This is a genomic window from Streptomyces sp. NPDC046831, assembly GCF_040645305.1.
GTDB lineage: Bacteria > Actinomycetota > Actinomycetes > Streptomycetales > Streptomycetaceae > Streptomyces.
In genome coordinates this window covers 54,209-69,072 of sequence record NZ_JBEYXZ010000037.1, presented here as the reverse complement: position 1 = coordinate 69,072, position 14,864 = coordinate 54,209, and the positions used below count along the sequence as shown (strand labels likewise).

At 72.9% G+C, this 14,864-nt stretch carries 12 protein-coding genes and 1 pseudogene; 7 read left to right on the top strand and 6 right to left on the bottom strand.

Translation table 11 applies throughout. The annotated features are described in order from the left end of the window. Nucleotides 1-371: 371 nt before the first annotated feature. The 5 genes from ABZ920_RS25870 (at nt 372) to folE (ending at nt 6,654) form a co-directional block, all read left to right on the top strand. The gene (locus tag ABZ920_RS25870) at nt 372-1,502 is read left to right on the top strand and encodes a zinc-dependent metalloprotease (RefSeq protein WP_361509534.1); all 1,131 of its coding nucleotides are present in this window, start codon (nt 372-374) and stop codon (nt 1,500-1,502) included. Between the two features lie 196 nt (nt 1,503-1,698). Beyond that, complete coding sequence (gene tilS / locus ABZ920_RS25865) at nt 1,699-3,030, top strand: tRNA lysidine(34) synthetase TilS (protein ID WP_361509531.1); 1,332 nt, start codon at nt 1,699-1,701, stop codon at nt 3,028-3,030. Between the two features lie 77 nt (nt 3,031-3,107). Next, nucleotides 3,108-3,668, top strand: coding sequence for a hypoxanthine phosphoribosyltransferase (gene hpt, locus ABZ920_RS25860; RefSeq protein ID WP_361509543.1), 561 nt, complete (start codon nt 3,108-3,110; stop codon nt 3,666-3,668). A gap of 196 nt (nt 3,669-3,864) precedes the next feature. Next, nucleotides 3,865-5,904, top strand: coding sequence for an ATP-dependent zinc metalloprotease FtsH (gene ftsH, locus ABZ920_RS25855; protein WP_361509528.1), 2,040 nt, complete (start codon nt 3,865-3,867; stop codon nt 5,902-5,904). A gap of 144 nt (nt 5,905-6,048) precedes the next feature. Beyond that, nucleotides 6,049-6,654 carry a GTP cyclohydrolase I FolE gene (gene folE / locus ABZ920_RS25850; protein WP_361509525.1) on the top strand — a complete coding sequence of 202 codons (606 nt, stop codon included), beginning with the start codon at nt 6,049-6,051 and terminating at the stop codon, nt 6,652-6,654. 64 nt (nt 6,655-6,718) lie between these two features. Here folE and ABZ920_RS25845 read toward each other — a convergent pair whose 3' ends face one another. The 6 genes and pseudogenes from ABZ920_RS25845 to ABZ920_RS25820 all read right to left on the bottom strand — a co-directional run bounded on the left by ABZ920_RS25845 (nt 6,719) and on the right by ABZ920_RS25820 (nt 11,985). Further along, entirely contained in the window at nt 6,719-7,207 is a 489-nt protein-coding gene (locus tag ABZ920_RS25845) for a DUF3180 domain-containing protein (protein WP_361509522.1), read from the bottom strand. Between the two features lie 74 nt (nt 7,208-7,281). Next, the gene (gene folK, locus ABZ920_RS25840) at nt 7,282-7,893 is read right to left on the bottom strand and encodes a 2-amino-4-hydroxy-6-hydroxymethyldihydropteridine diphosphokinase (RefSeq protein WP_361509519.1); all 612 of its coding nucleotides are present in this window, start codon (nt 7,891-7,893) and stop codon (nt 7,282-7,284) included. Next, the gene (folB, locus tag ABZ920_RS25835) at nt 7,890-8,249 is read right to left on the bottom strand and encodes a dihydroneopterin aldolase (RefSeq protein WP_361509516.1); all 360 of its coding nucleotides are present in this window, start codon (nt 8,247-8,249) and stop codon (nt 7,890-7,892) included. The genes folK and folB overlap by 4 nt, the downstream gene beginning before the upstream one ends. A gap of 249 nt (nt 8,250-8,498) precedes the next feature. Beyond that, the gene (locus ABZ920_RS25830; protein WP_361509513.1) at nt 8,499-9,002 is read right to left on the bottom strand and encodes a nuclear transport factor 2 family protein; all 504 of its coding nucleotides are present in this window, start codon (nt 9,000-9,002) and stop codon (nt 8,499-8,501) included. Between the two features lie 208 nt (nt 9,003-9,210). Then, a pseudogene (gene folP, locus ABZ920_RS25825) lies at nt 9,211-10,047 on the bottom strand (dihydropteroate synthase); the annotation flags it as partial. Nucleotides 10,048-10,203: 156 nt separating this feature from the next. Next, nucleotides 10,204-11,985, bottom strand: coding sequence for a phosphatidylglycerol lysyltransferase domain-containing protein (locus ABZ920_RS25820; protein ID WP_361509510.1), 1,782 nt, complete (start codon nt 11,983-11,985; stop codon nt 10,204-10,206). A gap of 268 nt (nt 11,986-12,253) precedes the next feature. Between ABZ920_RS25820 and ABZ920_RS25815 the strand changes: the two genes are divergently transcribed. Further along, nucleotides 12,254-13,384, top strand: a complete 1,131-nt coding sequence (locus ABZ920_RS25815) for an alpha/beta hydrolase-fold protein (RefSeq protein WP_361509507.1) — start codon at nt 12,254-12,256, stop codon at nt 13,382-13,384. 122 nt (nt 13,385-13,506) lie between these two features. After that, a complete protein-coding gene (locus ABZ920_RS25810; RefSeq protein ID WP_361509505.1) occupies nt 13,507-14,811 on the top strand; it encodes a hypothetical protein in 1,305 nt (434 codons plus the stop codon). Nucleotides 14,812-14,864: the final 53 nt, after the last annotated feature.

The window sequence follows — 14,864 nt, the reverse complement described above, 5'->3', positions numbered from 1 at the left end:
CGACGGGCTGACCACCGCGATCATCGTCGACCAGCAGCGGATGGGGGCCGACCCCCGCCCCACCCACGCACCGCATGCGCACAGCGCACCGCGCCCCCCGCGGGGCATCAGCGCACCGCGCCCCCCGCGGCGCGCACCGCATCCCGCCCCCCGCAGCGCGCACCGCACCCCGCCCCCCCCGCGGCGCGCACCGCACCCCGTCCCCCCGATACGCCAATCGTGTGACGCAACCCCCCACCCCACCGGCCGCGCGCAGCACCCCCCGCACACCACCCCCACCCCCCGCCCCCACGCCCCCGGACGAACACCCGTTCCCCGAGCCGAAGCCTCACGCCCTGCCTCAAGCGGCAGCGCTCACGTACCGTTGACGCATGACGAGCATCGGTGGTGCCGCATCTCCCGGGATGGTCGACTGGAATCTCGCGGTCGCGACCGCGACCCGCCTGGTACGCCCGGGCCCCGACATCACCCGCGACGAGGCCCGCGCCGTGGTCGCGGAACTGCGCCGGCATGCCAAGGCCTCGGAGGAACACGTCCGGGGCTTCACTCGTCTGGGCACCGACGAGACCCACGACACCCCGGTCCTGGTCGTCGACCGCCCCGGCTGGGTCCGCGCCAACGTCGCGGGCTTCCGCGAGATCCTCAAGCCCCTGCTCGGCAAGATGCAGGAGCGGCGCAGCGGAACGGCCGGCGGCGCGGTCCTCGGCACCATCGGCGGCAAGGTGACCGGCGTGGAGCTGGGCATGCTCCTGTCGTTCCTGGCCTCCCGCGTCCTCGGCCAGTACGAGACCTTCGCCCCGGGCACCGGCGACCTGCCCGCCGGCGCGAACGGCGGCGGCCGGCTCCTGCTCGTCGCGCCGAACATCGTCCACGTGGAGCGGGAGCTCGACGTGGACCCCCACGACTTCCGCCTCTGGGTCTGCCTGCACGAGGAGACGCACCGCACGCAGTTCACCGCGGTGCCCTGGCTGCGCGCCCACCTGGAGGGCGAGATCCAGTCGTTCCTCGCGGAGACCGACGTCGACCCCATGGCCGTCCTGGAGCGCATCCGCGACGCCGCGCAGTCGCTCGTCGGCGGCCGCCCCGAGGGCGAGGAGGGCGACGACGGCCGCTCCCTGGTGGAACTGGTGCAGACGCCGGCCCAGCGGGAGATCCTCAGCCGCCTCACCGCCGTGATGTCCCTCCTGGAGGGGCACGCCGACTTCGTGATGGACGGCGTCGGCCCCGAGGTCGTGGAGAGCGTCGCCGAGATCCGCGAGAAGTTCCAGCAGCGCCGCGCCAGGAGCGCCTCCCGCCTGGACATGGCCCTGCGCAAGCTGCTGGGCCTGGACGCCAAGCTGCGCCAGTACCGCGACGGCGAACGGTTCGTCCGCGCGGTCGTCGACGAGGTGGGCATGGACGGCTTCAACCGCGTGTGGACCTCGCCGAACACCCTCCCCACCAAGGCCGAGATCGCCAAACCGGCGGACTGGATCGCGCGGGTGCACCGCAGGGGCGAGTAGGGGGAACCACGGGGACGGGGTGAGCCGAATCCAGCCGATGGCAGGCGAACGCCCCGCCAATCACCCGTCCGAGGGACCGTACGGCAGGCGTAGGCGTGCGATGCTCGGGGCACCGGCCCGTTTCTGTCACCATCTACACACTCAGAGTGACCGATCTCGGGCTCACCCCCGAAGACTTCCGTGAAGGGAACCGGACATGGGTCCCCATCCTGCGGTCGCGGCGATACGCCTGGCGGTACGCCGCGTCCTCCACGACATCCTCATCGAGCGGACCACCGTCCCGGGCGGCACCGAGCCGCCCGACGCGTCGGCCGTCCCGCGCGCGTTCCCGATGCCGGAGCCCACCCGCGGCGGGCCCGGCACCCGTGCGGTGCGCCCGCGCGACGGACGCGCCCACGACGCGCGCCCGCACGACGGACGCGCCCACGACGCGCGCCCGCAGGACGAACGCACGCGCGAAGCAAGCCCCCCCGGCGCCCGCCCGCACGACGGACACCGGCACGGACACGGGCACGGGCACGGACACGGACACGAGCACGACACGGCCCCGCCCCCGAGCCCCGAGCCGCCGCTCGTCCTCGTCGCCTGCTCCGGCGGCGCCGACTCCATGGCGCTCGCCTCCGCCCTCGCCTTCGAGGCGCCCAGGCTCGGCGTCCGCGCCGGCGGCGTCACCGTCGACCACGGCCTGCAGCCCGGCTCCGACCTGAGGGCCGAAGAGGTCGCCCTGCGCCTGCGCGAACTCGGCCTCGACCCGGTCGAGGCCGTCGCCGTGACCGTCGGCAGCACCTCGGAGAAGGCGGCGCACGGCGCCTCCTACACCGGTGGCGGCGGACGCCGGGTGGGCCCGGAGGCCGCCGCCCGCGACGCCCGCTACGCCGCCCTCGACGCCGCGGCCGAACGCCACGGCGCCGCCGCCGTCCTGCTCGGTCACACCCGTGACGACCAGGCGGAAACCGTCCTGCTGGGCCTCGCCCGGGGATCCGGCACCCGCTCCCTGTCCGGAATGGCCGCGGTCTCGGGGGCCGGCGGCCGTTACCGCCGTCCCTTCCTGCACCTCGACCGGCAGACCGCCCGCAAGGCCTGCCTGGTCCAGTCCCTCCCCGTCTGGGACGACCCCCACAACGCCGACCCCGCCTACACCCGGTCCCGCCTGCGCCACGAGGGCCTGCCCGCGCTGGAGAAGGCGCTCGGCAAGGGCGTGGTCGAGGCCCTCGCCCGCACCGCCCAGCTCTCCCGCGACGACGCCGACGCGCTCGACGCCTGGGCCCGCCAGGCCGAGTCCGCCGTCGTCGACGCCGCCGGCGGCCTGGAGTGCGCCAAGCTGTACGCGCTGCCGCCCGCCGTCCGCCGCCGCATCCTGCGCCGGGCCGCCATCGAGGCCGGCGCCCCGGCCGGTTCCCTGTTCGCCCGCCACATCGAGGAAGTCGACCGGCTCATCACCGGCTGGCGCGGTCAGGGCGCCATCAACCTCCCCGGCAAAGTCGTCGCCCAGCGGCAGGGTGGCAGACTGGTGATTCGGCAAGGCTGAGGAACCTCCCCCCGGGGAGGCGGCCGGGTCCGCCCTCCCCGGGCGGGGCCGGACAGCCGGTGGGACAACCGAAAGTGATGCGGGTGGACGCGAAAGACATGGGTGCCGACCTCCAGCGGGTGCTCATCACCAAGGAAGAGATCGACGCGAAGCTGGCCGAGCTGGCCGCGAAGATCGACGCGGAGTACGCGGGCAAGGACCTGCTGATCGTCGGTGTCCTCAAGGGCGCGGTGATGGTCATGGCCGACCTCGCCCGGGCGCTGTCCACCCCCGTCACCATGGACTGGATGGCCGTGTCCTCCTACGGCGCGGGCACCCAGTCCTCCGGCGTGGTGCGGATCCTGAAGGACCTCGACACCGACATCAAGGGCAAGCACGTCCTGATCGTCGAGGACATCATCGACTCCGGGCTGACCCTGTCCTGGCTGATCTCCAACCTCGGCTCGCGCGAGCCGGCGTCGCTGAAGGTCTGCACGCTGCTGCGCAAGCCCGAGGCCGCCAAGGTCGCCATCGACGTGGAGTGGGTCGGCTTCGACATCCCCAACGAGTTCGTCGTCGGCTACGGCCTCGACTACGCCGAGAAGTACCGGAACCTGCCGTTCGTCGGTACGCTCGCGCCCCACGTCTACGGCGGCTGACCACCCCGGGGACCCGGGCCCCCGGGCTCCGAGCGGTGATCGGGAACCCCTGGGCGCCCCGCGCCGTTGAACGATGCAGACGGCGATCCCAGCCGTCCCGTGCCGCTTCGGTCGCGGATGCTGGGGTACCGTCAGAAGAACTGTCTTTATCAAACTCACTGTGGCAGGAGGGACGGGGCGGCACCGCTCCGTGTGGATGGACGTGAAGCGATACTTCCGTGGGCCGGTCATGTGGATCGTGCTGGCCGTCCTTGCCGTGGTCGTGTTGATGCAGGTCGTCGGCTCGTCCGGCGGCTACAAGACGGTGGACACCGGCCAGGTCGTTGCGGCGATCAATGACAACAGGGTCGAGTCGGCCAAGCTCTCCACCGGCGACGAGCAGACCGTGAAGGTCCAGCTCAAGGACGGTGTGAAGGTCAACGGCAGCTCGAAGATCCAGGCGAGCTACATCGGCGACCAGGGCGTGACCATCGCCAACACGCTGCAGGACAAGTACCAGAAGAAGCAGATCCCGAAGGGCTACACGGTCTCGCCGTCCAAGCAGAACCCGTTCCTCGGCGTCCTGCTCTCCCTTCTCCCCTTCGTCCTCATCGTGGTCGTCTTCCTGTTCCTGATGAACCAGATGCAGGGCGGCGGCTCCCGGGTGATGAACTTCGGGAAGTCCAAGGCCAAGCTCATCACCAAGGACACCCCGAAGACGACGTTCTCCGACGTCGCCGGCGCGGACGAGGCCGTCGAGGAGCTCCACGAGATCAAGGAGTTCCTGCAGGAGCCGGCGAAGTTCCAGGCCGTCGGCGCCAAGATCCCCAAGGGCGTGCTGCTGTACGGCCCGCCCGGCACCGGCAAGACGCTGCTCGCGCGTGCCGTCGCGGGCGAGGCGGGCGTCCCGTTCTACTCGATCTCCGGTTCCGACTTCGTCGAGATGTTCGTCGGTGTTGGTGCCTCCCGGGTCCGTGACCTGTTCGAGCAGGCCAAGGCGAACGCCCCGGCCATCGTCTTCGTCGACGAGATCGACGCCGTCGGCCGGCACCGCGGCGCCGGCCTCGGCGGCGGTCACGACGAGCGCGAGCAGACGCTGAACCAGCTGCTCGTCGAGATGGACGGCTTCGACGTCAAGGGCGGCGTCATTCTGATCGCCGCCACCAACCGGCCCGACATCCTCGACCCGGCCCTGCTGCGCCCGGGCCGCTTCGACCGCCAGATCGCGGTCGACCGCCCCGACATGCAGGGCCGTCTGGAGATCCTCAAGGTCCACCAGAAGGGCAAGCCGGTCGCGCCCGACGTCGACCTGGCCGCCGTCGCCCGCCGCACCCCCGGCTTCACCGGCGCGGACCTGTCGAACGTGCTGAACGAGGCGGCGCTGCTCACGGCCCGCAGCGACAAGAAGCTGATCGACAACCACATGCTGGACGAGGCGATCGACCGTGTGGTCGCGGGCCCGCAGAAGCGGACCCGGATCATGTCGGACAAGGAGAAGAAGATCACCGCGTACCACGAGGGCGGACACGCCCTGGTCGCGGCGGCCTCGCCGAACTCCGACCCGGTCCACAAGATCACCATCCTGTCGCGCGGCCGGGCCCTCGGCTACACCATGGTCCTGCCGGACGAGGACAAGTACTCCACCACGCGCAACGAGATGCTCGACCAGCTCGCCTACATGCTGGGCGGCCGGGCGGCCGAGGAACTGGTCTTCCACGACCCGACCACGGGCGCCGCGAACGACATCGAGAAGGCCACCGCCACGGCCCGTGCGATGGTCACCCAGTACGGCATGACGGAGCGTCTCGGCGCCATCAAGTTCGGCGGCGACAACACCGAGCCGTTCCTCGGCCGTGAGATGGCGCACCAGCGCGACTACTCGGAAGAGGTCGCCGCGCTGGTGGACGAGGAAGTCAAGAAGCTCATCGAGAACGCGCACAACGAGGCCTGGGAGATCCTGGTCGAGAACCGCGACATCCTCGACAACCTCGTCCTCGCGCTGCTGGAGAAGGAGACCCTGGGCAAGGAGGAGATCGCCGAGATCTTCGCCTCTGTGGTCAAGCGCCCGCCGCGGCCCGCGTGGACCGGTTCCTCGCGGCGCACCCCCTCCACCCGCCCGCCGGTGCTCTCCCCGAAGGAGCTCGCGCTGACCAACGGTGCGAACGGCGCGACGCCGGCGATCAGCACCGCCAAGTCGACGGCGACGGAGTCCGCCCCGGCGCCGGAGCAGTCCCCGGAGGACCGCCGGGACACCTGACCCGACTGGCCACCCGGTGGGCACACCGGGCCCGGAATGTATGCCGCGCCCCCCAGGTTCTAGCCTGGGGGGCGCGGCGTTTCGCATGTCCGCGAGCAAGACGTGTGCCCGCCAGGCGGCACCCACAGGAACGAGGCGAACCAGATGACCGACCCCGTGACGCTGGACGGCGAGGGCTCCATCGGCGAGTTCGACGAGAAGCGCGCCGAGAACGCCATACGGGAGCTCCTGATCGCGGTCGGCGAGGACCCGGACCGCGAGGGCCTGCAGGAGACACCGGCCAGGGTGGCACGGGCATACAGGGAGATCTTCGCCGGACTGTGGCAGAAGCCCCAGGACGTGCTGACGACGACGTTCGACATCGGGCACGACGAGATGGTGCTCGTGAAGGACATCGAGGTGTACAGCACCTGCGAGCACCACCTGGTGCCGTTCAGGGGCGTCGCCCACGTCGGGTACATCCCGTCCGCGAGCGGGAAGATCACCGGGCTGTCCAAGCTGGCCCGGCTGGTCGACGTCTACGCCCGCCGTCCCCAGGTGCAGGAGCGCATGACCACACAGATCGCGGACTCGCTGATGGAGATCCTGGAGCCGCGGGGCGTGATCGTGGTCGTGGAGTGCGAGCACATGTGCATGTCGATGCGCGGTATCCGCAAGCCCGGCGCGAAGACCCTCACCTCCGCGGTGCGCGGTCAGCTGCGCGACGCGGCGACGCGCAACGAGGCGATGAGTCTGATCATGGCGCGCTGACGGGCGTCACCGCCCGGGCGTACGGCCGGGCGCCTCGTCGCCGGGTGCCGGTCGGCCCGGTGGGTCACGCCACCGGCTCGGCGCCGTCGCGGTCGTTGTCGTCGTCCTCCGGCAGCTTGCAGACGCGCTCCAGGAACAGGGCGGCCGCTATGACGACGAGGCCTGCGAGCAGGGAGAAACCGGCGTAGAAGGCCTGGTCGCGGCGGTTGGGCATGTCCAGCAGCTCCAGCAGGAAGACGCCCGTGCCGCCGTACATGCCGGCGACGAGGGCGGCCACCAGGGCGCTGGCCTGACCGAAGACGACCGCGCGGGCCGCCATCAGGGGGTCGACGCCCTTGGCCTCGGGGCGGCGCTCGCGCTGGGCCTTCAGCCGGGCCCGCAGTGAGAGCGCCGTGGCCACCAGGACCGCGGCGATCAGGGCGAGGACGATGGGGGCGGCCAGGGGCACGCCGGGGAGTGTCCCCACCGCGTTCCACAGGCGTGCGCCCGCCCAGGACAGCACTCCGGCGACGACGAACACGCCGGCCAGCACCCTGATGCGCAGCTCTTTCACGGTGTCCCTTCAGCTCCCCCGGACTGTGGTTCGGCGGCCTGCCCGTCCGTCCTGTGCCGTCCTGACCTTAACGGCTACTCGGGCAGCCGGAGTTCCAGGTCCGGGCGGACCGCGACACCCTCGCGGGTGACCTCGGCCAGCAGACCGGCCACGGCACCGCGGCCGGGCAACTGGGCCTCCGGGTCGACATCGTGCCAGGGGGCGAGGACGAAGGCGCGCTCGTGGGCGCGGGGGTGGGGCAGCGTGAGCCGCGGGTCGTCGGAGACGACCTCGGCGTAGGCGACGATGTCGACGTCGATGGTCCGCGGGCCCCAGCGCTCGTCGCGGACCCGGTTGAAGGCGTCCTCGATGGCGTGCGCCCGCTCCAGGAGGGAGGACGGGGGCAGGGTCGTCTTCAGAATCACCACCGCGTTGAGGTACGACGGCTGCGTGCCGGGCTCGACCCCCCACGGCGCCGTCTCGTACACGGGGGAGACCGCCTTGACGCGGACGCCCGGCGTGTCCTCCAGGGCGTCGACGGCACCCTGGAGGGTCTCCAGGCGGTTGCCCAGGTTCGAGCCGAGGGAGAGCACGGCGCGCCTGGGGTTCTGCAGCGTGGTGTCGGCGGCGTCGACCTGCTCGACGACGGCGGCGGGCACCGGCTGGACGGTCGGGTCGCTGTGACCCGCGGTGGAGGGTCGGGTCATGCTCGGCTCCGGATGATGGTGACGGTCACGTCGTCGAAGGGGACGGTGATCGGGGCGTCCGGCTTGTGGACGCAGACCTCGACCTCGTCGACCCCCTGGTGCTTCAGGCAGACCTGGGCGATGCGCTCGGCGAGCGTCTCGATCAGGTCAACCGGGTCGCCCTCCACGACGGCGACGACCTCTTCGGCCACGATGCCGTAGTGCACGGTCTTCGCCAGGTCGTCGTCGGCCGCGGCGGGCCGGGTGTCCAGGCCGAGGACGACGTCCACGATGAACGTCTGGCCCTCCTCCCGCTCCTTGGGGAACACACCGTGGTGCCCGCGGGCCTTCAGGCCGCGCAGCGCGACACGATCCACGCGAATCACTCCTGCAGTCGTCGGGTGACGGCCGGTCGCCGCCGTGTGCGGTCGGCACACCGGCCATCAACGAATCTACCTGCGGGCACCGACAGCGCCGGGCCACCGGGACACGGTCCGGGCGCGGCTCCCGAGGGTCCCGGAGTGCGTTTTCCCTGGGGAACGCGCCTGCTTACGCGTCGGTAGCCGCGCTTACCCGCGCCTGCGTGATTCCAACCACTTTGTACTCCGGGCGGAGCCGGAACCCACTCAGGCGGGCGTGTCGTCGTCCTCGTCCTCGTCGGTCTCGGTCAGCACCGGGGAGGCGTGGTGGGACCACAGCTTCCAGCCGGCGCGGGTGCGCCGGAACACGTTCGTGGCGACGACGAGCTGCCCGAGGAGGGGGCCCAGCTCGTCGCCCTCGGCGGGCGCGGGCCCGCCGCTGAGGATGTTCTCGGTGCAGGTCACCAGGGCGGTGTCGCCGGTGACCGAGACGTGCACGTCGGTGAGGAAGAACTGGATGTAGTCGGTGTTCGCCATGATCAGGGCGTACGACCTGAGGACTTCGCTGCGGCCGCTGAGCACCGGCCAGCCGGGGTGCACGCAGGAGACCACGCCCGCGTCGGCGGGGTCGTGGTACTCCTCGTCGACGCCGAGGTCGGCCGGCGTGAGCCAGATCGAGGTCAGCAGTTCGAAGTCGCCGCTCTCCAGCGACTCGTAGAAGGCCGTGTTGGCGGCCTCGACCTGCTCGACGTCCGTGTGCGGGGCGCTCACCGGGCTCCTTCGGCGGGCGCCGCGCCCCCGGTCCCCCCGGCCGCGGGGATCCCGGGCGTGGCGGCGGTGTCCGGCGCGTGTCCTGCGGCGGGGGGCGCGGCGGACCGGGGGGGGCGCCCCACGCCCGCTCGCCCCCCGCGGGGGGCCCCCGGGGCGTGGCGGGGGGGGCCGGCGCGTGTGGGGCGGCGCCCCCCCCCCCGCGGCCCCCCGCGACCCGTACCGCGTCCGCCGTCGCGCGCACGTCGTGCACGCGCACGGCCCAGGCGCCGGCGTCCGCGGCGAGCGCGGAGACGGCGGCCGTGGCCGCGTCGCGCTCGCGTGCGGGCGGCGGGGCGGCCCCGGGGCCGGCCAGGACGCGGCCGAGGAACCGCTTGCGGGAGGCGGCGACGAGCACGGGGTACCCGAGGTCGAGCAGCCGGCCGAGGTGGGCGAGGAGGACGAGGTCGTGCTCGGCCCCCTTGGAGAAGCCGAGGCCCGGGTCGACGACGACGCGCTCGGGGGCGATGCCGCCCTCCAGGACGGCCTCCACGCGCCCGCGGAGCTCGTCGACGACTTCGCCGACGACGTCGTCGTACACGCCCTTGACGTTGGCGCCCTCCAGGAGGCCGCGCCAGTGCATGACGACGAAGGGGGCGCCGGCGTCCGCGACGACGGGGATCATGGCCGGGTCGGCCAGTCCGCCGCTGACGTCGTTGACGAGCGTGGCGCCGGCCGCGAGCGCCTGCTCGGCGACGGAGGCCCGCATGGTGTCGACGGAGATGGTGACGCCCTCGGAGGCCAGTCCGCGGACGACGGGGACGACCCGCCTGAGCTCCTCGGCCTCGTCGACGCGGGTGGCGCCCGGGCGGGTGGACTCGCCGCCGACGTCGATCAGGTCCGCGCCCTCCTCGACCAGGTGCAGGCCGTGCTTGACGGCGGTCGTCGTGTCGAACCAGCGGCCCCCGTCGGAGAAGGAGTCGGGGGTCACGTTGACGACTCCCATGACCGCGCAGCGGTCCCATGCGGGGAGGCCCGCCACAGGGCGGCGGCCGGTCTGCTTGCTCATGTGTTCAGCGTAGGCCCCGGGCGCGGGGTCTTCTCCTGCGGGCGGGTGCGGGGCCGCCGGGGTGCGCAACCGTGTGCCGCGGCGGCCCCGCACCGCGGTGGCGGCCCGGGCGGGAGCCCCCCGTGGAGGGGCGGGCGCCCGCACGGGCCGGTCCGGTCACGCCGCCCGGACGCCGCCGTCCGCCACGCTGTGCGCGCAGGGCCGGGCGGCGGTCGTGCGGCGGCGCAGGAAGCGCGGCAGCGGCAGGGCGAGGTCGACGAAGCCCTCCGCCTGCATGGCGGCGAAGCCGATGCGCGGCAGGTCGGCGGAGGCGCGGTAGACCACGAAGCGCGGTTCCCAGCGGGGCTGGAACTTGGCGTTGAACTTGTACAGCGACTCGATCTGGAACCAGCGGGAGAGGAACACCAGCAGTCCCCGCCAGGCCCGCAGCACCGGCCCGGCGCCGATCTTCTCGCCGCGCGCCAGTGCCGAGCGGAACATGGCGAAGTTCAGCGAGACGCGGCTGATGCCGAACCTCGGCGCGGCCTGCAGCGCGGCGACGATCAGCAGTTCGTTCATGCCCGGGTCGGCCGAGCGGTCGCGCCGCATCAGGTCGAGCGACACCCCGTCGGCGCCCCACGGGACGAAGTGCAGGATCGCCTTCAGGTCGCCGTAGGGGCCCGGTTCCTCGGCGTCCTGCTTGTGCGCGGTGGCGATGAGGCAGTCGCCGTCGGCCGGGTCGCCGATGCGTCCGAGGGCCATGGAGAAACCCCGTTCGGTGTCGGTGCCGCGCCAGTCCCCGGCGGCGCGGCGGATCCGCTCCAGCTCGGCGTCGCCGAGGTCACGGACGCGCCGTACCCGGGTTTCGTAGCCGGCCCGCTCGATCCGCTTGACCATCTGGCGGACGTTGCGCATCGCGCGTCCGGCGAGCGAGAAATCCGCGACGTCCACCACCGCCTCGTCGCCCAGTTCCAGGGCGTCCAGGCCGGTCTCCCGGGTCCACACCTCGCCGCCGGTCTCGGAGCAGCCCATGACCGCGGGCGTCCAGGAGTGGGCCCTGGCCTCGTCCATGAAGCGCTCGATGGCGCCGGGCCAGGCCTCGACGTCGCCGATCGGGTCGCCGCTGGCGAGCATGACGCCGCAGACGACGCGGTAGGTGACGGCCGCCTTGCCGCTGGGCGAGAAGACGACGGCCTTGTCGCGGCGCAGCGCGAAGTGGCCGAGGGAGTCCCGGCCGCCGTGCCTGTCCAGCAGGGCGCGCAGCCGGGCCTCGTCCTCCTTCGTCAGCCGGGCGGCCGGGTGCTCGGGGCGGAAGGCCAGGTAGGCGGTGGTGGCCGCGGTGAGCCAGCCCAGGGCGCCGAGGGAGAACGCCACGGTCCAGGAGGTGCTGCCCTGGTAGGCGACCGGGCCCTCGAAGCCGAACAGGCCGTAGACCACGTGGGTCAGCCGGTCGGCGAGGCCCGGGTCGCCGACCACGCGGTGCGGGTGGACGCTGACGATGACCAGCCCGAGGGCGAGCGAACCGGCGCCCATGAGGACGAAGTTGGCCAGTGCCCGCCAGCGGCTGCGCGGGTCGGGCAGGGCCGCGAACTGGGCGCGGTGGACCAGCAGGGGGGCGAGCAGCGCGAGCGAGAGGAGCACGCCCACGACGGAGTGCCGGTAGACGAACTGGGCCGCCGCGCCGGCCGGCAGCAGCGCCACGGCCGCCCGCCAGGCCCGGCGCTTGCGCCGCTTCAGGCCGTGCGCGAGCAGCAGCAACAGCACGCCCGCGCTCAGCGAGAGGGCGGCGGCGAACGGGCCGAACGAGCCCGGCAGGACCTCCGCCAGGGCGTGCATACGGCTGCGCCGGAAGCGCGGGAACACGCCCGCGGCGATGTCCAGGAGGCCCACGAGGGCGCAGGCCCGGCCGACCACGGCGGGGACGGCCTCGGGGCGCGGGCCGCGGAGCACGCGCCGCATCCGGCCAGGCCCGCCCGGAACCTGGCTCGACAATTCCCCATCTATCCTGACAGACATCGCATCCCGTAGTTTTGCGAGAGACCGTGAATCCGGTGCCGATCCGGGCATCCGGCGACATTGCGCCCTCTAGGACGGTGTCTCGGTCAGAGAGGTTCCTCCCCGACGGAAAGCCCGTCCCAAGGCCGGGGAAAGCCCGGGAAAAGCCGGGGGGATCCTCCCGGGGAGAGGCGGCCCGGACCGGGCGGGAAGCACAGGCAGGGAAGGGCCCATGGGTCTCACGAGCAACGTAGTGCTGGTTCTGGCGGTGCTGTGCGCGCTGCTGCTGTTCGTCGGTACGGTCTGGCTGTGGCCGCGTCTGGCGCGCACGGGCTGGCGGTCCGTCAGCGGACGCGTCGGCCTGCTGCTGGCCACCCAGCTGGCGCTCTTCGGCTGCGCGGGCCTCGCCGTCAACCAGGCCTTCGGGTTCTACGCCGGCTGGGCGGACCTGCTGGGGCAGGAGACCGGCGAGGGCGTCGTCGTCGAGCACGCCGCCGCCGGCGGCGGTTCCGGGGGCCCGCTTCAGGTGGTCGGCACGCAGCGGACGGCGCAGGGCGGGCCGTCGCGGCCGCAGAGCGCGGGCCAGATCCAGAAGGTGCGGATCGTGGGCCGGACGACCGATATCGCCACGCCCGCGCTGATCTACCTGCCGCCTGAGTACTTCCAGCCGCAGTACCGGACGCGCACGTTCCCCGCGGCCGTCGTCCTCACCGGATATCCGGGCACCGCGCAGGCGCTCGTCGACAAACTGCACTATCCGCGCACGGCACGGGAACTCGCCAAGGACGGACGGATGCAGCCGATGATTCTCGTCATGATGCGGCCCACGGTGGCGCCGCCGCGCGACACGGAGTGCGTGGACATCCCGGGCGGCCCGCAGACCGAGTCGTTTTTCGCGAAGGATCTGCCCGAGGCCGTGCTCGCCCACTACCGGGTCGGCAGGAAGCCGGGCAGCTGGGGCGTCATCGGCGACTCCACGGGTGGCTACTGCGCACTGAAACTCGCGATCCACCATCCGCGGGTGTACGCCGCCGGAGCCGGCCTCTCCCCCTACTACGAGGCGCCGGTCGATCCCACGACGGGCGACCTCTTCCACGGCGACGAGGACCTGAGGAACCGCGCCGACCTGCGGTGGTGCCTCAAACACCTGCCCGCCCCGGACACCTCACTGCTCGTCAGCAGCAGCCGGACGGGGGAGTCGAACTACCAGGACACGCTCAGGTTCGTCCGTGAGGTGAGGGCCACGCACCGGACCCGGATCGCGTCGATCATCCTCGACAGCGGCGGACACAACTTCAACACCTGGCGGCGGGAGATCCCGGGGACGTTGCAGTGGATCAGCGGGCGGCTGAGCGACCGGTGAAAACGATCTTCCGCAATTCCCTGTCGTAGGCGCACTCCTGATGACGTGTGAAGGTTTCGGTATGGCTGTCTTTTTACGGTCGGGGCCACCATGATTTGCCTACGCGCGGTAAGTTTCTGGCCATGCCACGTGGACGTCACCGCCATTCCCCACCTTTGCACAGGCTGTTGCCTCCTTCGGCGATCGCCGGCGTCTCCCTCGTCTGCGCTCTCGGCCCATGGGTGTTCACGGCACCGTCGGTGCTGCGTTCGATCGCCGCTCTCGCAGCGGCCGCCGCGATCGCCGGCGCCGTCGTCATGCGCCGGTGGGACGCCCAGGCGGGCAAGCAGGTAGCCGACCTCACGCGAGCGCGTGCGAGCGACGAGTGGCGCTACGAGGAACGGGTCGCCGAACTGGAGACCGACCTGGAGGAGTCCCGCGAGCTGCGCGTCCGCCTCGAGCACAAGCTGCGGGCCAAGCGGGCGGAGCTGGCCGGCCTGCGCAACGAGCACGCGGCCCTGCTGCGGCGGTACGCCACGGCGGAGACCGAACGTGCGAGCGCCCTGGAGGGCCGCCGCCTGCTCGAGATCGAGGCCGCGTCCGACGACCTGGCGCTGCCGCCCGGTACTTCGGGGACGGAGACGTGGACGGAGGCCGATGCCCAGGCTTCCGCGGAGGGTTCCGAGAGCGCGTCGGAGAACGCCGGGGCTGTCGAGGCGGGCGGCGAGGAGGCGCCGGGTGCGGGCACGGGTGTGTTCTCGCCTGAGGGGTCCCAGTTGTTCCTGCGGGCCGCTGCCGCGCTGGTCCGCCTCGACGCCGACGCCGACGCCGACGCCGGCGCCGGCGCGACGGTCCGGCCGGACGCCGGCGCCGAGGACGAGGGCGGGGACTTCGGGGACGACGACCCCGCGGACGACGGCGAACCGGCCGGCGACGGTGACGACGCGCACGACGGCGGTGACGACGCGCACGACGGCGGGCCCGTGACGGAGCCGGCCGCCGCGACGGGTGAGGCGGCGTCCGCACCGGAGCACGAGGCGCGGACGCGGCCGGAGGCAGCCGGCGAGCACGCGCACGCGGACACCGCACCCGCCGCGGGCCCGGCCGAGCCGGCCAAGCCCGCGCAGCAGCCCGCCGGGCACTTCACCGTGCCGACCGCGGTGGCCGTCGTACCGGCCGCGCCGGCTCGGCGGCCGGTGGTCGAGGGCGGGTTCGACTTCTTCGGGACGAAGAAGGGGGCGCCGGCCGCCGCCCTGGACGCCGTCCAGAACGAGGACCTCGCCGACGTGGTGGGCCAGGAGGCCCTCGCCCTCCACAAGGCCGAGTCCGAGGCCCGGTTCAAGCCGGCCGACGAGGACGCGCGGGGCGTCGGCCAGGTCATCGACCTGACGGCGCACGACGAGACGGAGCAGATCGACCTGCACGGGCTGCGCAGCGCGGCGTCCTGACGAGCGGCACCGATGCGCCGGGCGGGCCGACCCGTCGCCCGGGGCGCGCACGC